Source organism: Kosakonia sp. ML.JS2a (assembly GCF_025642095.1).
GTDB lineage: Bacteria > Pseudomonadota > Gammaproteobacteria > Enterobacterales > Enterobacteriaceae.
This window is the reverse complement of sequence record NZ_CP106754.1, coordinates 164,435-184,650: the sequence shown is the minus strand read 5'-3', so window position 1 is coordinate 184,650 and position 20,216 is coordinate 164,435. Positions and strand designations below refer to the sequence as shown.

Sequence of the window (20,216 nt, the reverse complement as noted above, 5' to 3'; positions counted from 1 at the left end):
AAGTCGCCAGATTTGTCATCTGCATGAACATGTCTGGCGCTTTGCCTTAACGGTTTGTTAACGCGCGGGTCAGAATAGCCCTTGTGGCTTGTCGGAGTAGCTCACTAACAGGCATTTGGTTTGCTGGTAGTGCTCCAGCATCATCTTATGGGTTTCACGCCCAATTCCCGACTGTTTGTAGCCGCCAAACGCCGCATGCGCGGGATACGCATGATAGCAGTTGGTCCACACGCGCCCGGCCTGAATGCCGCGCCCCATTCGGTAGGCCAATGACCCATTACGGCTCCAGACGCCTGCGCCGAGGCCATACAGCGTATCGTTGGCCAGCGCCAGGGCTTCATCCTCGGTTTTGAAGGTCGTGACCGCCAGCACCGGGCCGAAAATCTCCTCCTGAAAGACGCGCATCGCGTTCTGACCAAACAGGATCGTCGGCTCCAGGTAGTAACCTGTTTGCAGATCCCCCGCCAGCACTTTACGCCGCCCGCCGGTAAGGATGTCCGCCCCCTCCTGCTGACCGACGGCAATATAATTGAGAATGGTCTCCATCTGCCCTTGTGAAACCTGCGCCCCCATTTGCGTGGTGTTGTCTAACGGGTTACCGCTACGAATGCTTTCCACCCGGCGAATCGCGCGCTCCATAAAACGCTCGTAGATGGATTCCTGCACCAGCGCCCGACTCGGGCAGGTGCACACTTCGCCCTGGTTGAAGGCGAACAGGGCAAACCCTTCCAGGACTTTATCGAAGTAAGCATCTTCTTCATCCATCACGTCGGCGAAGAAGATATTCGGCGATTTACCGCCCAACTCCAGCGTCACCGGAATAATGTTTTGCGTGGCGTACTGCATAATTTGTCGGCCCACGTCCGTCGAACCGGTAAACGCCACCTTGGCGATGCGTTTTGAAGTGGCGAGATACTCGCCAATCTCACCGCCTGCACCGTTTACCACATTGATGACCCCTGGCGGCAGCAGATCGCCGATAATCTCCATCAGCAACAGTACCGACAGCGGCGTCAGGCGCGCGGGTTTCAGCACAATGCAGTTTCCAGCCGCCAGCGCGGGGGCCATTTTCCAGCACGCCATCAACAGCGGAAAGTTCCACGGAATGATCTGCCCGACTACCCCGAGCGGTTCATGAAAATGGTACGCCACCGTGTCGTTATCAATTTCGCTGATCCCACCTTCCTGCGCACGTATGCAGCCCGCGAAATAACGGAAATGATCGATCGCCAGCGGCACGTCTGCGCCTTGCGTTTCGCGGATCGGTTTGCCGTTGTCCCAGGTTTCCGCCGTCGCCAGCAAGTCAAGGTTTTGCTCCATGCGATCGGCGATTTTTAGCAATATTGCCGCCCGCGCCTGGACGGACATCGCTCCCCATGCCGCTCTGGCTTTGTGGGCGGCGTCCAGTGCGAGGTCGATATCCTGCGGGCCAGAGCTGGCAACCTCACACAGTGGTTGCCCGGTCACCGGCGTGAGATTCGGGTAATACTCGCCCGCCAAGGGGGCGACCCAATCGCCACCGATAAAGTTGTCATAGCGGGCTTTTAATGCCAGGGGAAAACCGTATTTCCCTGGCTGGATAGAGGGCGTTGAGAGGGAGGTGTTCATCGGCGTCTCCTTGCGACAGTCGTCTTTACAAGGGTAGACGCGACTGGCGAAATATTCGCCAGCCTGCAATAACTTAAAACAAATCTTCAGTCGTTTTCTTTGGTAAACAACGCCTTGTCGCGCAGGATATGATCGTTGCCGCGACGGCGGGTAAAACCGATGCGGTCAAAATATTCTAGGATCTGGATAGCCAGCTTGCGCCCGACGTTAAGCCGGTCGCGGAAATCCGCCGCACTGGTGGTACCGCGTGCCAGATCCAGCTCGCGGATCATCGTGGCAAACGTCACGATCCGATCGTTGCGGTAATAACGATCCTTCACGATCGCCGTAATCAACCCCTGCTGCGCGGCTTGCCTCAACACGGTGCGCATTACCTGTTCATCGGCTGCGACTTCGCGCGCCACATCCCGCACCCACCAGGGTTCGTCACCAAACAGCGGTGCGGCTTTCTGCCATAGCTGCGCCTGTTCATCGGTAAAACCGGCTTTGTGATCCGGCAGGTGCAACCAACCGTGGTGACTGTGGATATCACCGCTTTCACGCATGCGCTCAATCAGGGTTAACACCAGCGCTTCGTCTTCCATTGGCAGCGCCATACGTCGCAGGCGCTCGCGCCCCGGTCCCGGCTCTTCGCGATGCTGCTCGTGATAGGTCGCCAGCGTGTCCAGCAATTTTCGCTGCCAGCGCGCCGCCACCGGTGCATCGAGCAGATTGTCTCCGGCGCGGAGAAATCCCGGCTGGTGCAATAATCTCTCCAGCCCGTCCGGGCTAAGCTGGCGTGCCCAGCCAAAGGCCGTAAGATCGACCGCGCCGCGTGACAGATGCGCCGACAACGCCTGCGCATCATCTGACGCCTGCGCCAGCGCGGCGATCCAGTTCAGGTAGTCCGTTTTACGTTTGCCCCGGCGCGGCGAATTCAACGCCACCACCCGCGCGCCCGCCAGCGTGCTGCGCGCGGAAATATCCCGCAGCACCAAGCGATCGTTATCCGCCAGCCACAGCGGCGTATCCAGCACCAGCTCCGCCAGGTCATTCTCCAGCAACGATACGCGGCCAGTAACGTGGCTGGCGGCATGATGGATGTGCACAGGTTGCCACTGCGTCAGCGGCGTATGTGTTTGCAGGGCGACAATCAGCCGCTCTGTGGGCTCAGGAGGTTGCTGCGACAGCAGCCAGTCGCCACGGCTCAACGCCTCTTTTTCCGCATCGCCAGCAATATTCAGGGCGATACGTTGCCCGGCGTGCGCCCGCTCAACGGGCTGATTTTGTGCATGCAGACCGCGAACGCGCATCGGTTTATTCACCCCGGTCAGCCACAGCGTATCGCCGATGCGGACATCGCCGGATAACGCCGTACCGGTCACCACCAGCCCCGCCCCTTTGACGGTAAAAGCGCGATCCAGCGCCAGGCGAAAGCGTTGGTGTTCCGGGTGCGCCCGTTCCGGCAGTTGCAGCAGATGCGCGCGTAATTCATCAATCCCCTGCTGCATCGTCGCCGCCGTGACGAACAGGGTCGCCTGCGGGTAACCGAAAGCGCGTAAGGTGTTTTGCACCTCCTCGCGCACGTCGGCAATACGCGCCTCACCCACGCGATCGGCTTTCGTCAGCGCCACCGTCAGCGCCGGGTTTCCGGTTAACTGCAAAATCGCCAGATGTTCGCGTGTCTGCGCCATCACCCCATCGTCGCAGGCCACCACCAGCAACGCATGATCAATACCGCCAACGCCCGCCAGCATGTTCGACAAAAATTTCTCATGCCCCGGCACATCGATAAAACCCGGCACGCGCCCGTCTGGCTGCGGCCAGTAGGCATAGCCGAGATCGATGGTCATCCCGCGTTTTTTTTCCTCCGGCAAACGGTCAGCGTTCACACCGGTAATGGCTTCAATCAGGGTGGTTTTGCCGTGGTCCACGTGCCCGGCGGTGGCAATAATCATTTCAGCAACATCTCCAGCAAGCGGGATTCATTTTCAAGGCAGCGGCAGTCCAGCCACAGGCGGCCATCATAGATACGGCCAATCACCGGCTGCGGCAGCGCCCGCCACTGCATCGCCAACGCTTCCAGCCGACGGCCGCTACCGTCGCGGGGAGTAAACGTCAGCGCCGCGCCTGGCAACCTGTCCACCGGCAGCGAACCGCTGCCAATCTGCGACTGGCAGGCCTCGACCCGCACATCAAACTCATGATAGCGCGACGTCAGCGCGGCGCGCAGACGCTGCGCCTGCTCGCGGATCTCCGGTTCCGGGCGTGTTAAATAGCGCAGGGTCGGCAGGTTTTGCCGGAGCTTTTCCGGATGCAGATAAAGACGCAGCGTGGCTTCCAGCGCGGCCAGCGTCATTTTATCCGCACGCAGGGCGCGTTTCAGCGGATGTTGCTGCAACTGCGCAATCAGCGCTTTTTTCCCGACGATAATCCCGGCCTGCGGGCCACCCAGCAGTTTATCGCCGGAGAAACTCACCAGACTCACGCCTGCGGCAATCAGCGTTTGCGGCATGGGCTCCTGCGGCAGCCCATAAAGGCTTAAATCCACCAGCGAACCGCTGCCAAGATCGACAATCACCGGTAACCCGGACGCCTGCGCCAGCGTGACCAGTTCGGCTTCGCTCACCGCTTTGGTAAACCCGTCGATATGGTAATTGCTGGTGTGTACCTTCATCAGCAGGGCGGTATTGTCATTAATGGCCTGCTGATAATCTTTGGCGTGGGTGCGATTGGTCGTGCCGACTTCGTGCAATACGCAGCCAGCCTGACGCATCACATCCGGAATGCGAAACGCGCCGCCTATCTCCACCAGTTCGCCGCGCGACACCACCACTTCCCGGTCTGCCGCCGTGGCGGCCAGCATCAGCAGCACTGCCGCCGCATTGTTATTAACAATACAGGCATCTTCCGCACCGGTCAGTTGACACAAGAGATCGGCCAGCGCCCGATCGCGGTGACCCCGTCCGGCACCGTCGAGATCGTACTCCAGCGTTACCGGTGACCCCATCGCCTGAGCGACCGCATCGATAGCCGCCTGCGACTGTATCGCACGGCCTAAATTGGTATGCAGCACCGTCCCGCTGAGATTAAACACCGGGCGTAACGCGCTGGTTTCGCTGCATTCCAGACGCAGCCGGGTTTCCGCTGCCCAGTTTTCGCACCAGCCGGGTAATGTCTGCGCAGTGCGGATCTGCTCGCGCACTTCATCCTGTAACTGGCGCAACGCCTGGGCCACGCGGTGGTGACCAAACGTCGCTAACAGAGAAGTGAACGCCTCGTCACGTAACAGGCGATCGGTAGAAGGGATCTGGCTGTACAGAGTAGTCATGAAAAGGCCTGGCTGTTGGTTGCCCCTCCCGTCAGGGGCGATTTGACATGAGGGGATTGTACAGCGACTTTGTTCAGGCGGACATCATGGTTATCACGCCTTTGGCGGCGCAGTGCGGGCGAAGCTCTCACGCAGGAACAAGTTTTCCACCAGTTTCACCAGCAGCGGGCGATTAACACACCAGCCGGGCGCAACGTGGCGGAAGTTAATGTAATCAATGGCGCAGGCTATCGCGATAGTCGCCAGATTGAGGCTATCAACGCTGAGCGTTCCGTCACGCAAATCGCTTTCCAGCGCATCCAGCCCGCGGTTCACTTTTTCCCGCTGGCGGAGCAGTTCGCTTTCAGACTGCTGTTCAACCGGGCGCGCCAGCTCACGCACCGACACCAGTGCCGCGTCCATAATGCCGTCCGCCAGCGCTTCAAGCTGGCGAATTTTCAGCGCCGCTTTCGCATCCGCTGGCAGCATAGCCGGTGCGATACCCAACAAATCAATGTACTGGGCGATAATCGGCGAGTCATACCACACCTCTCCGTCATCAGTCACCAGTGCCGGGACTTTGCCAAGGGGGTTAAATTGCCCCACGCCGTTAACGGCGTTATACGGCTGCTCGTTGATGAATTCGAACGTGATCCCTTTTTCCAACAGAATCACCGAAATTTTGCGTACAAAAGGGCTGGTGTAGCTGCCAATCAGTTTCATTGCCGGGTCCTTTTTTCGCCAACTAAAAATTAAGTATGCACCAACGGAATCAGACCGTTTCATCAATATGCAAACTTTACCGCCCAGATTAGCATCACAGCCGCAAATGAAAGGGAGTTACACGTCAAGCTGGTTGAAAAAGACACAGTTTGCGATCGATCACACTCAGAAAAGTCCTGGCGAAAATATCTTGTGATCAATATCACAAATAAATAACAAAGTGCCCAAGCAAAAATGTGAATAACATCACACTTAATGCCCTGTTCAGCCTGTTTTTTATTCCTTGTTCTTTTTTTACACACGATTTTTGTGACAAAGATCACCATAAAGACCCGGTCTCCCCCTGCATTAATGTGATCAATGTCACACAAAAAGGCACCATCTGGACAGTACGCCCATTCGGTGCGAGATTTCGCATCACTGATAACCCAGGTCCGGCTACCTCTGCCGCCACATTAACAAACAAACCTCGGGCTTCCGGCCTGTGCGATAGCAAACATAAGAAGGGGTGTTTTATGTCATCCGATATCAAGATCAAGGTGCAGAGCTTTGGTCGTTTCCTTAGCAATATGGTGATGCCTAACATCGGCGCGTTTATCGCGTGGGGTATCATCACCGCATTGTTTATTCCTACAGGGTGGTTACCAAACGAGACGCTGGCAAAACTCGTTGGTCCAATGATTACTTACCTGCTGCCGCTGCTCATCGGTTTCACCGGTGGTCGTCTGGTTGGCGGCGATCGCGGCGGCGTTGTCGGTGCGATCACCACCATGGGCGTTATCGTCGGCGCAGACATGCCAATGTTCCTTGGCGCAATGATTGCCGGCCCGCTGGGTGGTATCTGCATTAAGAAATTTGACGCGGCCGTAGACGGCAAGATCAAATCCGGTTTTGAAATGCTGGTGAATAACTTCTCCGCTGGCATCATCGGTATGATCCTCGCTATCCTGGCATTCCTCGGCATTGGCCCAGCGGTTGAAGTCCTGTCCAAAGTTCTGGCAGCAGGCGTCAACTTCATGGTTGTGCATGACATGCTGCCGCTGGCGTCTATCTTTGTTGAACCGGCGAAAATCCTGTTCCTCAACAACGCCATCAACCACGGTATCTTCTCACCGCTGGGTATTCAGCAATCGCATGACATCGGCAAGTCTATCTTCTTCCTGATCGAAGCAAACCCGGGTCCGGGGATGGGCGTTCTGCTGGCGTACATGTTCTTTGGTCGCGGTAGCGCTAAACAGTCTGCTGGCGGTGCGGCTATCATCCACTTCCTGGGTGGTATCCACGAAATTTACTTCCCGTATGTGCTGATGAACCCGCGTCTGCTGCTGGCCGTTATTCTCGGCGGTATGACTGGCGTGTTCACACTGAGCGTGCTGAACGGCGGTCTGGTGTCTCCGGCTTCTCCGGGTTCCATCCTGGCCGTGCTGGCGATGACGCCAAAAGGCGCGTACTTCGCTAACCTGACAGCCATCTTCGCTGCGCTGATCGTCTCCTTCGTGATCGCCTCCATTCTGCTGAAAACCAGCAAAGTGAAAGAAGAGGACGAAGATATCGAAGCGGCTACCCGTCGTATGCAGGACATGAAAGCCCAGTCTAAAGGCGCAACGCCACTGGCAACTGGCGACGTGACCAACGACCTGAGCCATGTGCGTAAAATCATCGTGGCATGTGATGCCGGTATGGGCTCCAGCGCCATGGGCGCTGGCGTACTGCGTAAGAAAGTGCAGGATGCTGGCCTCACCAACATTTCGGTGACCAACAGCGCGATTAATAGCCTGCCGTCTGACGTTGATCTGGTGATTACGCACCGCGATCTGACCGAGCGCGCTATGCGCCAGGCACCGCAGGCGCAGCATATCTCCCTGACCAACTTCCTGGACAGCGGCCTGTACACCGGTCTGACTGAACGTCTGGTCGCTGCACAGCGCCACACCGACAACCAGACCAAAGTGAACAGCAGCCTGCAGGACAGCTTCGATGCTTCCAACAGCAATCTGTTCAAGCTGGGCGCGGAGAACATCTTCCTTGGTCGCAAAGCGAGCAACAAAGAAGAAGCCATCCGTTTTGCCGGTGAGCAACTGGTGAAAGGCGGCTACGTTCAGCCGGAATATGTCGATGCAATGCTGGAACGCGAAAAACTGACCCCGACATATCTGGGTGAATCTATCGCTGTTCCGCACGGCACCGTGGAAGCTAAAGATCGCGTGCTGAAAACGGGTGTGGTGTTCTGCCAGTATCCGGAAGGCGTTCGCTTTGGCGAGGACGAAGAAGACATCGCCCGCCTGGTCATCGGGATTGCTGCGCGCAACAACGAGCACATCCAGGTGATCACCAGCCTGACCAACGCACTGGATGACGAGACGGTCATTGAACGTCTGGCGCATACTACCAGCGTTGAAGAAGTGCTGGCGCTGCTCGGTAAATAACAGACCGGCGCTAACCTCTTCCCTCTCCCCTTTGGGGAGAGGGCTAGGGTGAGGAGAAATTTTCGTGGTTCCTCACCCCAGCCCTCTCGGGTAAAAACATTGATGAAGGTTAAGACTATGAAAGCATTGCATTTTGGCGCAGGAAATATCGGACGTGGTTTCATCGGCAAATTACTGGCCGACGCGGGGATTGAACTGACATTCGCCGATGTGAATCAGGTGGTTCTCGACGCCCTTAATGCCCGTCATAGCTATCAGGTGCATGTGGTTGGTGAAAATGAGCAGGTGGATACGGTTTCCGGTGTTAACGCTGTCAGCAGCATCGGTGATGAGGTTGTTGAACTGATCGCTTCCGTGGATCTGGTGACCACCGCTGTTGGCCCGGTCGTTCTGGAACGCATTGCGCCGGCTATCGCCAAAGGGCTGGCGAAACGTAAAGCGCAGGGCATTACCACGCCGCTGAATATCATCGCGTGCGAAAATATGGTGCGCGGCACCACGCAACTGAAAGGCCATGTCATTGCCGCGCTGGCGGATGCAGACAAAGCCTGGGTTGAAGAACATGTCGGTTTCGTCGATTCCGCCGTTGACCGTATCGTTCCGCCTTCTGAATCCGCCACCCACGATCCGCTGGAAGTCACGGTGGAAACGTTCAGTGAGTGGATTGTGGATAAAACCCAGTTTAAAGGCGCACTGCCAAACATCCCCGGGATGGAATTAACTGATAACCTGATGGCATTTGTTGAACGTAAGCTCTTCACGCTGAATACCGGGCATGCTATAACCGCGTACCTTGGAAAACAGACCGGCCTTCAAACCATTCGCGACGCTATCCTGGATGCCAACATCCGTGCCGTTGTGAAAGGCGCGATGGAAGAGAGCGGCGCGGTGCTGATCAAGCGTTATGGCTTTGATGCCGATAAGCACGCCGCGTACATTCAGAAAATCCTGGGCCGTTTTGAAAACCCCTATCTGAAAGACGATGTTGAGCGCGTAGGACGTCAGCCGCTGCGTAAACTGAGCGCCGGCGATCGCCTGATCAAACCGCTGCTCGGCACGCTGGAGTACAACCTGCCGCACGCGAACCTGGTGAAAGGCATTGCCGCTGCCATGCATTACCGCAGCGAGCAGGATCCTCAGGCGCAAGAGCTGGCTGCGCTTATCGAAGAGAAAGGCCCGCAGGCTGCGCTGGCGCAGATTTCTGGTCTGGACGCCAGCAGCCCGGTCGTTAACGAAGCCGTCAACGCCTATAACGCCAAGGCATGATGCCGACTCTGGCGCGGGACTCCCCGCGCCTGTTAACGAAATTGTCAGATATGCAGGCAATAATGGAAAAAACGCAGGCCTTCGAAAACCGTGTACTCGAGCGTCTGAATGCTGGCAAAACCGTGCGAAGTTTTTTGATTGCCGCCGTTGAGCTACTCAATGAGGCGATCAATATTCTGGTGCTGCAGGTATTCCGCAAAGACGATTATGCGGTGAAATATGCTGTTGAGCCGCTACTTGACGGAGATGGACCGCTGGGCAATTTGTCTGTGCGTTTGAAGCTGATTTACGGTCTTGGGGTGATTTCCCGCCCGGAGTATGAAGACGCGGAACTGCTGATGGCGCTACGCGAGGAGCTGAACCACGACGGCACGGAATACGCCTTTACCGATGATGAAATCCTCGGGCCTTTTGGCGAGTTGCACTGCGTTGCCGCCCTGCCGCCAACACCGCTGTTCGACACCAGTGATCCTGACCTTTTTGCGATGCAAAAACAGCGCTACCAGCAGGTGGTGCGTTCCACAATGGTGCTGTCGCTCACCGAGCTGATTTCCCGTATCAGCTTAAAAAAGGCATTCCAGAAGTAAACTCCGTTATAAATGCTGTATCCTTATCTTTTTATCCCCCAACAAAACCGGGCATCATGAAAGAAGTCGAAAAAAACGAAATTAAGCGTCTGAGCGACCGCCTCGACGCTATTCGCCACCAGCAAGCCGATCTCTCGTTAGTTGACGCGGCGGACAAATACGCCGAGCTGGAAAAAGAGAAAACCACGCTGGAAGCAGAAATCCTCCGTCTGCGCGAGCAATACACCCAGAAGCTGAGCAAAGAAGCGCAAAAGCTGATGAAAATGCCGTTCAGCCGGGCCATCACCAAAAAAGAGCAGGCGGATCTCGGCAAGTTGAAAAAAAGCGTCCGTGGCCTGGTGGTCGTACACCCGATGACCGCGCTGGGTCGTGAAATGGGTCTTGAAGCCATGACCGGCTTTGCCAAAAGCGCATTCTGACCCTCCTGTTCACAGCACTTGTTCCTCTTCACCGGGGCAAGTGCTGTGAAAATTGGCCCTACCAATCTCTCCCTGATTTTCTCTGCGGTTCACAATTCCATAAAATCACGTCACATCCCAATTGCCAGATAGCAACATTTGGATAACCATTCGTTATCACAAACCCTACACACCACCACTGGCAGGACCACTTTTACAAAACATGTGATGCTGAGATAAGCGCAGACTTACCGCTCGCCTGTTTTACGGTGGTTCTCAGGAGACCTGCATGAATCTCTGGCAACAGAATTACGACCCGGCCGGGAATATCTGGCTATCCAGTCTGATCGCTTCACTGCCGATCCTGTTTTTCTTTTTCGCGCTCATAAAGCTCAAATTAAAAGGCTATGTTGCTGCGAGCTGGACCGTGGCTATCGCCCTGGCGGTCGCGTTGCTGTTCTACGATATGCCGCTGGATCACGCCCTCGCCTCTGTGGTGTATGGTTTCTTCTATGGCCTGTGGCCTATCGCCTGGATCATTATCGCTGCGGTATTTGTCTATAAAATCTCGGTGAAAACCGGGCAGTTCGACATTATCCGCTCGTCGATTCTCTCCATTACCCCGGACCAGCGCCTGCAAATGCTGATTGTCGGTTTCTCATTCGGTGCGTTCCTCGAAGGGGCGGCCGGGTTTGGCGCACCGGTAGCGATCACGGCGGCACTGTTGGTCGGGCTCGGTTTTAATCCACTGTATGCCGCCGGTTTATGTTTGATCGTCAATACCGCACCGGTCGCTTTCGGCGCAATGGGCATTCCGATTCTGGTTGCCGGGCAAGTCACCGGGCTGGACAGCTTTGAAATTGGCCAGATGGTAGGTCGCCAGTTGCCGTTCCTGACCATTATTGTGCTGTTCTGGATCATGGCGATTATGGACGGCTGGCGCGGCGTGAAAGAGACCTGGCCTGCGGTGATTGTGGCCGGGGGTTCGTTTGCCATTGCCCAGTATTTGAGTTCAAACTTTATCGGCCCGGAGCTGCCAGACATTATCTCGTCGCTGGTGTCACTGGTCTGTCTGACACTGTTCCTCAAGCGCTGGAAGCCGGTACGTATTTTCCGCTTTGGCGATATGGGCGCCTCGCAGGTCGATCTCAATCTGCAACGCACCCACTACAGCGGCGGGCAGATCCTGCGTGCCTGGTCGCCATTCCTGTTTCTGACCGCCACCGTTACGTTGTGGAGCGTTCCACCGTTTAAGGCCATGTTCGCCCCTGGCGGTGCGCTGTATGACTGGGTGTTCACCGTTTCCGTACCGCACCTGGATAAGCTGGTCGCTCGTATGCCGCCGGTGGTCAGCGCAGCCACGCCTTACGCTGCCATCTATAAATTTGACTGGTTCTCAGCGACCGGCACGGCCATTTTGTTTGCCGCTATCCTGTCGATTATCTGGCTGCGCATGAAGCCAAAAGATGCGATCAGCACCTTTACCAGCACATTGCGCGATCTGGCGTTGCCGATTTACTCCATCGGAATGGTGCTGGCCTTTGCCTTTATTTCCAACTATTCCGGGCTCTCTTCAACGCTGGCATTAGCGCTGGCACATACCGGTAACGCCTTTACCTTCTTCTCGCCGTTCCTTGGCTGGTTGGGGGTATTCCTTACTGGTTCGGATACCTCGTCGAACGCGTTGTTTGCCGCCTTGCAGGCCACCGCTGCTCAACAGATTGGGGTGTCAGATGTGCTGATGGTGGCGGCAAACACCACCGGCGGCGTCACCGGGAAAATGATTTCACCGCAATCCATCGCCATTGCCTGTGCGGCCGTTGGCCTGGTGGGGAAAGAGTCCGATCTGTTCCGCTTTACCGTTAAACACAGCCTGATTTTCACTTGTATGGTCGGTCTTATTACGACACTTCAGGCCTATGTGCTGACCTGGATGATCCCATGAAAGTGTTACCCAGACGCCTGACGGACGAGGTTGTTGACCGTGTGCGGGCGCTGATTGCAGAGCAGCAACTGGAAGCGGGCATGAAATTGCCCGCTGAGCGCCAGCTTGCCGTACAGCTTGGCGTATCGCGCAATTCATTGCGTGAAGCATTGTCGCGGCTGGTGAGCGAAGGCGTGTTGCTGAGCCGCCGCGGCGGCGGCACCTTTGTGCGCTGGCAGCACGATGAGTGGTCCGAACAAAACATTGTGCAGCCGTTAAAGACGCTGCTGAATGACGATCCGGACTACAGCTTCGATATTCTTGAAGCGCGCCACGCCATCGAAGCCAGCACGGCCTGGCATGCGGCGATGCGTGCGACGGAAGCAGACAAAGAGAAAATTGTCCTGTGCTTTGACGCCACGCAATCCGACGATCCGGATCTGGCGTCACAAGCGGATGTGCGCTTCCATCTTGCCATCGCGGAAGCGTCGCATAATGTGGTGTTGCTCCAGACGATGCGGGGCTTTTTCGATCTGCTGCAATCCTCCGTGAAGCAGAGCCGCCAGCGTATGTACCTGGTTCCCCCCGTTTTTTCGCAGCTTACCGAACAGCACCAGGCGGTGATGAACGCCATTCTTGCCGGAGACGCCGAGGGCGCGCGTCAGGCGATGATGGCCCATCTTGGTTTTGTGCACACCACCATTCGCCAGTTCGATGAAGATCAGGCCCGGCAGGCGCGGATCACCCGCCTGCCGGACGAACAGCATATTCACTCCAGGGAGAAAAAAGCATGATTATTTCCGCAGCCAGCGACTACCGCGCGGCAGCACAGCGCATTCTGCCGCCGTTCCTGTTTCACTATATCGACGGCGGCGCGTATGCCGAATATACCCTGCGCCGCAACGTTGAAGATTTATCCCAGGTCGCGCTGCGCCAGCGGGTGCTGAAAAATATGTCTGATCTCAGCCTCGACACCACGCTGTTTAACGAAAAACTCTCGATGCCTGTGGCGCTGGCGCCGGTCGGATTATGCGGTATGTATGCGCGACGTGGCGAAGTACAGGCCGCAGGCGCAGCCGATGCGAAAGGCATACCTTTTACCCTGTCGACGGTGTCCGTCTGCCCAATTGAAGAAGTTGCGCCCACCCTGAAACGGCCAATGTGGTTCCAGCTCTATGTCCTGCGCGATCGCGGCTTTATGCGTAATGCGCTGGAGCGTGCCAAAGCGGCGGGTTGCTCCACGCTGGTGTTCACCGTCGATATGCCGACGCCAGGCGCACGTTACCGTGATGCGCACTCCGGCATGAGCGGCCCGAATGCCGCGCTGCGCCGTTACTGGCAGGCCGTAACGCACCCGCAATGGGCGTGGGATGTCGGCATGAACGGGCGTCCTCACGATTTGGGCAACATCTCAACTTACCTTGGCAAACCAACCGGCCTGGAAGACTACATTGGCTGGCTGGCAAAAAACTTCGATCCCTCGATTTCATGGAAAGACCTGGAGTGGATCCGCGAATTCTGGGACGGCCCGATGGTGATCAAAGGGATCCTGGATGCAGAAGACGCCCGCGATGCGGTGCGCTTTGGCGCCGATGGCATTGTGGTCTCCAACCACGGCGGCCGCCAGCTCGACGGGGTACTCTCATCCGCTCGTGCGTTACCGGCTATCGCCGATGCGGTCAAAGGGGACATCGCGATTCTCGCCGACAGCGGCATCCGCAACGGTCTGGATGTCGTGCGCATGATTGCGCTCGGTGCTGACACCGTACTGCTGGGCCGCGCGTATCTCTACGCACTGGCAACGCACGGACGCCAGGGGGTGGCAAATCTGCTGGATTTAATTGAGAAAGAGATGAAAGTGGCGATGACGTTAACCGGCGCGAGATCGATTAGCGAAATCAGCAAAGATTCGCTGGTGCAGGAGCTGAGTCAGTTGCCCGCTGCGCTGGCGCTGCTGGCACATGGGGATGCGGCATAACCCTCACCCCGGCCCTCTCCCTGTAAGGGAGAGGGGGAAAACCCGCACTTCCCTTTGGGGAGTGAAAGTGAAAAACCACACCTGCCTGTCCCCTCTCCCCTGTGGGGAGAGGGTTAGGGGGAAAACCTGCACTTCCCTTTGGGGAGTGAAAGTGAAAAACCGCACCTGCCTGTCCCCTCTCCCCTGTGGGGAGAGGGTTAGGGGGAAAACCTGCACTTCCCTTTGGGGAGTGAAAGTGAAAAACCGCACCTGCCTGTCCCCTCTCCCCTGTGGGGAGAGGGTTAGGGTGAGGGGAAAAATCTGCTATTCTGCCCCGCGTTATCATCAGGGGCAGCATTATGTTAAACATCGTTTTATTCGAACCAGAAATCCCACCGAATACCGGGAATATCATCCGCCTGTGCGCCAATACTGGCTTTAGTCTGCATATCATCGAACCGATGGGTTTTACCTGGGATGATAAGCGCCTGCGCCGCGCCGGGCTGGATTACCATGAGTTCGCCGCCGTGAAACGCCACCATGATTACGCCGCCTTTGTTGCCGCAGAGCAGCCGCAGCGCCTGTTCGCGCTGACCACCAAAGGTACGCCAGCGCACAGTGCTGTGAGCTATCAGGACGGGGATTTTCTGATGTTTGGTCCGGAAACCCGCGGACTGCCGGCAACCATTCTTGATGCGTTGCCAGCAGAGCAAAAAATCCGCATTCCAATGATGCCAGACAGCCGCAGTATGAACCTGTCAAACGCCGTGTCGGTGGTGGTGTATGAAGCCTGGCGCCAGTTAGGTTACCCAGGGGCAATACTGCGCAGTTGAAAGGTTAGCGTGTCGGGTGGCGGGTATTAATCGGAAACATGAGTAACACTTTTCTGGCGTTATTGGCGAAGGCAGATTGAACACAGACAGCGCGGAAAACCGGAGCGTACACGCAGTACGTGAGGATTTTGAGCACTGCCCTGGTTCAGGCTGACGAGTAAAATAGCCAGAAAATTAAATACCATCTCCGTATTCGAAACCGTGGTTTATCCCGTTGAAATGCTGATCCATATCCATCGACGGCTTTTCACTCTCCGGTTTACCCACAATGCGCGCCGGAACGCCTGCGGCGGTGGTGTGCGGCGGTACGGGTTGCAACACCACGGAACCTGCGCCGATTTTCGCACCACGACCGACTTCGATATTGCCGAGGATTTTCGCGCCTGCGCCAATCATCACACCTTCGCGGATCTTCGGATGACGGTCGCCGGACGTTTTCCCGGTCCCGCCAAGGGTCACCGATTGCAAAATCGACACATCATCTTCGATGACGGCGGTTTCACCCACCACAATGCCGGTCGCATGGTCGAGCATAATGCCGCGGCCGATTTTCGCCGCCGGATGAATGTCCACCTGGAAGCTCACCGACACCTGGTTTTGCAGGAAAATCGCCAGCGCGCGACGCCCCTGCAGCCACAGCCAGTGACCAATACGGTACGCTTGCAGCGCGTGAAAACCTTTCAGATAGAGCAGCGGCGTGGAGTACTTATCTACCGCCGGATCGCGGGTTCGCACGGCCTGAATATCGCAAGCGGCGGAAGCAATCATTTCCGGATCTGCGGCATAAGCTTCTTCCACCACTTCGCGAATAGCGATCGCCGGCATAATCGGCGATGCCAGCTTGTTCGCCAGCATATAGCTCAGCGCACTGCCCAGGTTTTCGTGCTTGAGTAATGTCGCATGATAAAAACTGGCCAGCATGGGCTCACAGTCCGCCAGCGCCCGGGCTTCGGCTTTGATATTGTTCCAGACCAGATCCAGTTCTTCACACGCCATTGCTTACTCCAGAATATCTGCGTTTCAATACACAACATCATCCAGAATGCCCCGGGACAGCCAATCTGAGCGGCCCCGGCAGCTTACGTGAGTAAGCAACTGGGGATGCACAGGCGCAGCCAACAAGGAGGCAGCCGGAAAGATAATGTGTATTTAGTGATTGCTGCGTTCGTCTTTACGCGCACGACCTAATAGCGTCAATGCTGCCTCGCGCGCATTTTTTCCGCAATACAATACCTGATAAATTTCCTCGGTTATTGGCATTTCAACGCCAAACCGGTGCGCCAGCGCGCGCACTTCTTTGGTATTACGGTAACCTTCAACAACCTGACCAATCTTGTCCTGGGCGCTTTGCACGTCCATTCCCTGGCCAAGCATCATGCCAAAACGGCGGTTACGCGACTGGTTATCGGTGCAGGTCAGCACCAGATCACCTAAACCAGCCATGCCCATAAAGGTTGCCGGATCGGCGCCCAGCGCAGCACCAAGGCGTGACATTTCCGTCAGACCGCGGGTAATCAGCGCAGTACGGGCATTCGCGCCAAAGCCGATGCCATCAGACATGCCCGCGCCAATCGCAATCACGTTTTTCACGGCACCGCCAAGCTGCACGCCAATGAAGTCCGGGTTGCTGTAAACGCGAAAACTTTTGCCGCAGTGCAAAAGCTGCTGGAGGTCGTCGGCAAACTGCGGGTCGGTCGATGCCAGAGAAATCGCCGTGGGCAACCCTGCCGCCAGCTCTTTCGCAAAGGTCGGGCCGGAGATCACCGCCAACGGAATATCCGGGCCTAAGACGTCGCGCGCGACATCTTCTAACAGACGCCCCGTTTCCGCCTCCAGGCCTTTTGTCGCCCAGACAATGCGCGCATCATGGCGCATCAGCGGTTTGATCTGCGCCAGCACCTCGCCAAAGACATGGCTTGGCACCACCACCAGAATATTGCGGCTGGCGGCGAGCGCACGCGTAAGGTCGCTTTCTAATTGCAGGGTGTCAGGGAAAGGCACATCGGGGAGAAACGCGGCATTGCAGCGATCGTGCTGCAGGGTCGCGATATGTTTCGGGTCATGGCCCCAGAGCACAACCTGGTGGCCGTTTCTTGCCAGTGTGATGGCAAGAGCGGTGCCGTAAGATCCGGCACCGATCACAGTCATTGCAGCATTAAGTGCGTTCATCAGGCATCCTGATGTTGTTCAGCACCTTCGCCAGTCTGCTGTTGCAGGTAGTTCATGAACAGCGCATCAAAGTTAACTGGCGCAAGGTTCAGTTGCGGGAAAGTACCGCGGGACACCAGGCTGGTGATGCACTCACGCGCATACGGGAACAGGATGTTCGGGCAGTATGCACCAAGGCAATGCGCCATCTGGGTACCTTCGATACCGTCGATGGAGAAGATACCGCCCTGCTGTACTTCACACAGGAAGCCAGTCTCTTCGCCCAGGGAAGCGGTTACGGTAACGCGCAGAACCACTTCATAAACGCCTTCCGCCAGTTGAGTAGAGGCGGTGTCGAGGTCCAGTTTCACTTCCGGCTGCCACTCTTTCTGGAAGATGTGCGGCGCGTTCGGCGCTTCGAAAGAGATATCTTTCGTATAAATACGCTGAATCTGGAAAGTCATTTCGGTGTTGTTTTGTTCGGACATGAGTGAATAACCCTTTAGTGTTGTAGTGCTTTAAGGCATTAACGCAACAGCGGATCCAGCCCGCCACGCGCGTCCAGCGCATATAAATCGTCACAGCCGCCAATGTGCTGCGCATCGATAAAAATCTGCGGAACCGTTGTACGGCCACTACGTTGAATCATCTCTTCACGTTTTACCGCGTCGCCGTCAATCGGCAACTCAGCAAAAGTCACGCCTTTGCTGCTCAGAAGCGCTTTCGCACGGTGGCAAAACGGGCAGGTTGCTTTCGTGTAGATCTCAATATTGGCCATAACTCTTCTCCAGCTTTGACCCCGCGGGAGCTCTCCCGCCGGGCAAATTATTTACCGCGAACTAACGGCAGGTTCTCTCCGATCCAACCAGAGATACCGTCTTTCAGTACGTAGACTTTCTCGAAGCCTGCGTTCGTCAGCGCATTTGCTGGCGCCTGCGCCTGCATGCCGGTGCCATCAACCACGATAACCGGCGCGCTTTTATGTTTCTCAAGCTCACCTACATTATTGGCTTTGATCTCGTTTGGCAGCAAATTCACGGAACCTGCAATGTGACCTTTACGGAAATCATCACGCTGGCGCAGATCCACCACCACGGCATCTTCTTTATTGATAAGACGCGTGGCTTCGCCGCGAGAAATCACTTTCACTTTAGACGCGATGCCTTTGAAAGTGGTGAACAGCACTGCCCCGAGTAACGCGACCCAGGCGATACACAGTATGGGGTTGCGGCTGATAAATTGCATAATTTCTTGCATCTGGGGTAACGACTCCCGACTGAGTGATAAAAAAACCAGGAAAGGAGTATACCTGCGCAGTGTGGCAAATACAGCCAGCGAGCGCGATGGAATGCATTTTCTGCGGAGTGTTACGAAAAAAATGAGTAAAGGCGGTGAAAACAGGCGTCGGCGCAGGCGCTTTTTTTGATCTTCTGAGGCTATTTGATCGATTCAGCTGTAGTAAAATTACGCAAAATTTTTTTGTCTTTGAGCATGAGGTTGTCGCAATGTCGGTTTCTAAAAAACCTATGGTACTGGTGATTCTGGATGGCTACGGCTACCGTGAAGACCAGCAGGATAACGCTATTTTCAACGCAAAGACCCCGGTGATGGATCAACTGTGGGCAAACCGTCCTCATACCCTGATTGACGCATCCGGTCTCGAAGTCGGCCTGCCGGATCGCCAGATGGGCAACTCCGAAGTCGGCCACGTTAACCTGGGCGCTGGTCGTATTGTTTATCAGGACCTGACCCGTCTGGATGTGGAAATCAAAGAACGCACCTTCTTCAGCAACCCGGTGCTGTCCGGCGCGGTGGACAAAGCCGTTGCCGCTGGCAAAGCAGTGCACATCATGGGCCTGCTCTCTGCGGGCGGCGTGCACAGCCATGAAGACCATATCATGGCGATGGTGGAACTGGCGGCGGAACGCGGCGCAGAAAAAATCTACCTGCACGCTTTCCTCGACGGACGTGATACCCCGCCGCGCAGCGCTGAGTCTTCACTGAAAAAATTCGAAGACAAATTCGCCGCACTTGGTAAAGGCCGCGTAGCCTCTATTATCGGTCGTTATTTCGCTATGGACCGCGATAACCGCTGGGATCGCGTTGAGCAAGCTTACGACCTGATGACGCAGGCCAAAGGCGAGTTCACTGTCGATAGCGCCGTTGCCGGTTTGCAGGCAGCCTATGCGCGCGATGAAAACGACGAATTCGTGAAAGCCACCGTAATCCGCGCGGCAGGTCAGCCGGACGCCGCCATGCAAGATGGCGATGCGCTGATTTTCATGAACTTCCGTGCCGACCGCGCGCGCGAAATTACCCGTGCGTTCGTTAATGCGGACTTTGACGGTTTTGCGCGTAAGAAAGTGGTTAAGCTGGGCGATTTCGTCATGCTGACTGAATATGCCGCCGACATCAAAACAGCGGTTGCTTACCCGCCAGCCTCTCTGGCGAATACGCTCGGCGAATGGATGGCGAAGAAAAACAGAACCCAGCTGCGTATTTCCGAAACGGAAAAATACGCACATGTGACGTTCTTCTTTAACGGTGGCGTTGAAGAGCCGTTCCCGGGCGAAGATCGTATCCTGATCAACTCCCCGAAAGTGGCAACTTACGATCTGCAGCCGGAAATGAGCTCTGCGGAATTGACCGAAAAACTGGTTGCTGCCATCACCAGTGGCAAATACGACACCATTATTTGTAACTACCCGAATGGCGACATGGTCGGTCATACCGGCGTGTTTGATGCAGCAGTTGCCGCCGTCGAAGCGCTGGATCACTGCGTTGAGCAGGTCGTCAAAGCGGTTGAATCCGCGGGGGGCCAGTTACTGATCACCGCAGACCACGGCAACGCTGAACAGATGCGCGACCCGTCAACCGGTCAGGCGCACACTGCGCACACCAACCTGCCGGTGCCGCTGATCTACGTTGGCGACAAAGCCGTGAACGCCATCGCAGGCGGCAAACTCTCTGATATCGCGCCGACCATGCTGACGCTGATGGGAGAGGAAATCCCGCAAGAGATGACTGGTAAGCCGCTGTTCATCGTGGAATAATCGC

Annotated in this window: 18 protein-coding genes; 9 read left to right on the top strand and 9 right to left on the bottom strand. The window is 56.3% G+C overall.

What is annotated here, in order from left to right:
- Nucleotides 1-69: 69 nt before the first annotated feature.
- The 4 genes from N7922_RS00845 to N7922_RS00830 all read right to left on the bottom strand — a co-directional run bounded on the left by N7922_RS00845 (nucleotide 70) and on the right by N7922_RS00830 (nucleotide 5,620).
- The gene (locus tag N7922_RS00845) at nucleotides 70-1,608 is read right to left on the bottom strand and encodes an aldehyde dehydrogenase family protein (RefSeq protein WP_263098824.1); all 1,539 of its coding nucleotides are present in this window, start codon (nucleotides 1,606-1,608) and stop codon (nucleotides 70-72) included.
- 86 nt (nucleotides 1,609-1,694) lie between these two features.
- Nucleotides 1,695-3,545: a selenocysteine-specific translation elongation factor gene (gene selB, locus N7922_RS00840; protein ID WP_263098823.1), complete on the bottom strand. Its 1,851-nt coding sequence runs from the start codon at nucleotides 3,543-3,545 to the stop codon at nucleotides 1,695-1,697.
- Nucleotides 3,542-4,918, bottom strand: coding sequence for an L-seryl-tRNA(Sec) selenium transferase (gene selA / locus N7922_RS00835; RefSeq protein WP_263098822.1), 1,377 nt, complete (start codon nucleotides 4,916-4,918; stop codon nucleotides 3,542-3,544). The genes selB and selA overlap by 4 nt, the downstream gene beginning before the upstream one ends.
- Before the next feature lie 93 nt (nucleotides 4,919-5,011).
- Nucleotides 5,012-5,620 carry a glutathione S-transferase gene (locus N7922_RS00830; RefSeq protein ID WP_263098821.1) on the bottom strand — a complete coding sequence of 203 codons (609 nt, stop codon included), beginning with the start codon at nucleotides 5,618-5,620 and terminating at the stop codon, nucleotides 5,012-5,014.
- Nucleotides 5,621-6,135: 515 nt separating this feature from the next.
- Here N7922_RS00830 and N7922_RS00825 point away from each other — a divergent pair.
- The 8 genes from N7922_RS00825 to trmL all read left to right on the top strand — a co-directional run bounded on the left by N7922_RS00825 (nucleotide 6,136) and on the right by trmL (nucleotide 15,011).
- Nucleotides 6,136-8,046 carry a PTS mannitol transporter subunit IICBA gene (locus N7922_RS00825; RefSeq protein ID WP_263098820.1) on the top strand — a complete coding sequence of 637 codons (1,911 nt, stop codon included), beginning with the start codon at nucleotides 6,136-6,138 and terminating at the stop codon, nucleotides 8,044-8,046.
- 102 nt (nucleotides 8,047-8,148) lie between these two features.
- Complete coding sequence (gene mtlD / locus N7922_RS00820) at nucleotides 8,149-9,312, top strand: mannitol-1-phosphate 5-dehydrogenase (RefSeq protein WP_263098819.1); 1,164 nt, start codon at nucleotides 8,149-8,151, stop codon at nucleotides 9,310-9,312.
- Entirely contained in the window at nucleotides 9,312-9,899 is a 588-nt protein-coding gene (mtlR, locus tag N7922_RS00815) for a mannitol operon repressor MtlR (RefSeq protein WP_263101008.1), read from the top strand. Before mtlD ends, mtlR begins: the two co-directional genes overlap by 1 nt.
- 56 nt (nucleotides 9,900-9,955) lie before the next feature.
- Nucleotides 9,956-10,318: a YibL family ribosome-associated protein gene (locus N7922_RS00810; protein WP_263098818.1), complete on the top strand. Its 363-nt coding sequence runs from the start codon at nucleotides 9,956-9,958 to the stop codon at nucleotides 10,316-10,318.
- A gap of 268 nt (nucleotides 10,319-10,586) precedes the next feature.
- Nucleotides 10,587-12,242 carry an L-lactate permease gene (lldP, locus tag N7922_RS00805; RefSeq protein ID WP_263098817.1) on the top strand — a complete coding sequence of 552 codons (1,656 nt, stop codon included), beginning with the start codon at nucleotides 10,587-10,589 and terminating at the stop codon, nucleotides 12,240-12,242.
- Entirely contained in the window at nucleotides 12,239-13,015 is a 777-nt protein-coding gene (lldR, locus tag N7922_RS00800) for a transcriptional regulator LldR (protein ID WP_263098816.1), read from the top strand. The genes lldP and lldR overlap by 4 nt, the downstream gene beginning before the upstream one ends.
- Nucleotides 13,012-14,199 carry an FMN-dependent L-lactate dehydrogenase LldD gene (gene lldD / locus N7922_RS00795; RefSeq protein WP_263098815.1) on the top strand — a complete coding sequence of 396 codons (1,188 nt, stop codon included), beginning with the start codon at nucleotides 13,012-13,014 and terminating at the stop codon, nucleotides 14,197-14,199. Before lldR ends, lldD begins: the two co-directional genes overlap by 4 nt.
- Before the next feature lie 338 nt (nucleotides 14,200-14,537).
- Nucleotides 14,538-15,011, top strand: coding sequence for a tRNA (uridine(34)/cytosine(34)/5-carboxymethylaminomethyluridine(34)-2'-O)-methyltransferase TrmL (gene trmL, locus N7922_RS00790; protein WP_263098814.1), 474 nt, complete (start codon nucleotides 14,538-14,540; stop codon nucleotides 15,009-15,011).
- A 174-nt stretch (nucleotides 15,012-15,185) separates the two neighbouring features.
- On the opposite strand, the gene cysE is transcribed toward trmL, so the two are convergent.
- The 5 genes from cysE to N7922_RS00765 all read right to left on the bottom strand — a co-directional run bounded on the left by cysE (nucleotide 15,186) and on the right by N7922_RS00765 (nucleotide 18,416).
- The gene (gene cysE / locus N7922_RS00785; protein WP_263098812.1) at nucleotides 15,186-16,007 is read right to left on the bottom strand and encodes a serine O-acetyltransferase; all 822 of its coding nucleotides are present in this window, start codon (nucleotides 16,005-16,007) and stop codon (nucleotides 15,186-15,188) included.
- A 153-nt stretch (nucleotides 16,008-16,160) separates the two neighbouring features.
- Nucleotides 16,161-17,180: an NAD(P)H-dependent glycerol-3-phosphate dehydrogenase gene (gene gpsA / locus N7922_RS00780; RefSeq protein ID WP_263098811.1), complete on the bottom strand. Its 1,020-nt coding sequence runs from the start codon at nucleotides 17,178-17,180 to the stop codon at nucleotides 16,161-16,163.
- Nucleotides 17,180-17,647, bottom strand: a complete 468-nt coding sequence (secB, locus tag N7922_RS00775) for a protein-export chaperone SecB (protein ID WP_017458193.1) — start codon at nucleotides 17,645-17,647, stop codon at nucleotides 17,180-17,182. Before secB ends, gpsA begins: the two co-directional genes overlap by 1 nt.
- Nucleotides 17,648-17,685: 38 nt before the next feature.
- Complete coding sequence (gene grxC / locus N7922_RS00770; protein WP_263098810.1) at nucleotides 17,686-17,937, bottom strand: glutaredoxin 3; 252 nt, start codon at nucleotides 17,935-17,937, stop codon at nucleotides 17,686-17,688.
- 47 nt (nucleotides 17,938-17,984) lie between these two features.
- The gene (locus N7922_RS00765) at nucleotides 17,985-18,416 is read right to left on the bottom strand and encodes a rhodanese-like domain-containing protein (protein WP_061492521.1); all 432 of its coding nucleotides are present in this window, start codon (nucleotides 18,414-18,416) and stop codon (nucleotides 17,985-17,987) included.
- A 248-nt stretch (nucleotides 18,417-18,664) separates the two neighbouring features.
- Here N7922_RS00765 and gpmM point away from each other — a divergent pair, with 248 nt between their 5' ends.
- A complete protein-coding gene (gene gpmM, locus N7922_RS00760) occupies nucleotides 18,665-20,212 on the top strand; it encodes a 2,3-bisphosphoglycerate-independent phosphoglycerate mutase (RefSeq protein ID WP_263098809.1) in 1,548 nt (515 codons plus the stop codon).
- Nucleotides 20,213-20,216 lie beyond the last annotated feature (4 nt).

Excerpts from the sequence above, each read along its gene's own strand:
- gpmM (WP_263098809.1), top strand. The coding sequence starts at position 18,665 with ATGTCGGTTTCTAAAAAACCTATGGTACTGGTGATTCTGGATGGCTAC.
- lldR (WP_263098816.1), top strand. The coding sequence starts at position 12,239 with ATGAAAGTGTTACCCAGACGCCTGACGGACGAGGTTGTTGACCGTGTG.
- gpsA (WP_263098811.1), bottom strand. The coding sequence starts at position 17,180 with ATGAACGCACTTAATGCTGCAATGACTGTGATCGGTGCCGGATCTTAC.
- N7922_RS00845 (WP_263098824.1), bottom strand. The coding sequence starts at position 1,608 with ATGAACACCTCCCTCTCAACGCCCTCTATCCAGCCAGGGAAATACGGT.
- selA (WP_263098822.1), bottom strand. The coding sequence starts at position 4,918 with ATGACTACTCTGTACAGCCAGATCCCTTCTACCGATCGCCTGTTACGT.
- mtlR (WP_263101008.1), top strand. The coding sequence starts at position 9,312 with ATGCCGACTCTGGCGCGGGACTCCCCGCGCCTGTTAACGAAATTGTCA.
- N7922_RS00765 (WP_061492521.1), bottom strand. The coding sequence starts at position 18,416 with ATGCAAGAAATTATGCAATTTATCAGCCGCAACCCCATACTGTGTATC.
- lldP (WP_263098817.1), top strand. The coding sequence starts at position 10,587 with ATGAATCTCTGGCAACAGAATTACGACCCGGCCGGGAATATCTGGCTA.
- mtlD (WP_263098819.1), top strand. The coding sequence starts at position 8,149 with ATGAAGGTTAAGACTATGAAAGCATTGCATTTTGGCGCAGGAAATATC.
- N7922_RS00825 (WP_263098820.1), top strand. The coding sequence starts at position 6,136 with ATGTCATCCGATATCAAGATCAAGGTGCAGAGCTTTGGTCGTTTCCTT.
- secB (WP_017458193.1), bottom strand. The coding sequence starts at position 17,647 with ATGTCCGAACAAAACAACACCGAAATGACTTTCCAGATTCAGCGTATT.
- cysE (WP_263098812.1), bottom strand. The coding sequence starts at position 16,007 with ATGGCGTGTGAAGAACTGGATCTGGTCTGGAACAATATCAAAGCCGAA.
- N7922_RS00830 (WP_263098821.1), bottom strand. The coding sequence starts at position 5,620 with ATGAAACTGATTGGCAGCTACACCAGCCCTTTTGTACGCAAAATTTCG.
- trmL (WP_263098814.1), top strand. The coding sequence starts at position 14,538 with ATGTTAAACATCGTTTTATTCGAACCAGAAATCCCACCGAATACCGGG.
- N7922_RS00810 (WP_263098818.1), top strand. The coding sequence starts at position 9,956 with ATGAAAGAAGTCGAAAAAAACGAAATTAAGCGTCTGAGCGACCGCCTC.
- selB (WP_263098823.1), bottom strand. The coding sequence starts at position 3,545 with ATGATTATTGCCACCGCCGGGCACGTGGACCACGGCAAAACCACCCTG.
- grxC (WP_263098810.1), bottom strand. The coding sequence starts at position 17,937 with ATGGCCAATATTGAGATCTACACGAAAGCAACCTGCCCGTTTTGCCAC.
- lldD (WP_263098815.1), top strand. The coding sequence starts at position 13,012 with ATGATTATTTCCGCAGCCAGCGACTACCGCGCGGCAGCACAGCGCATT.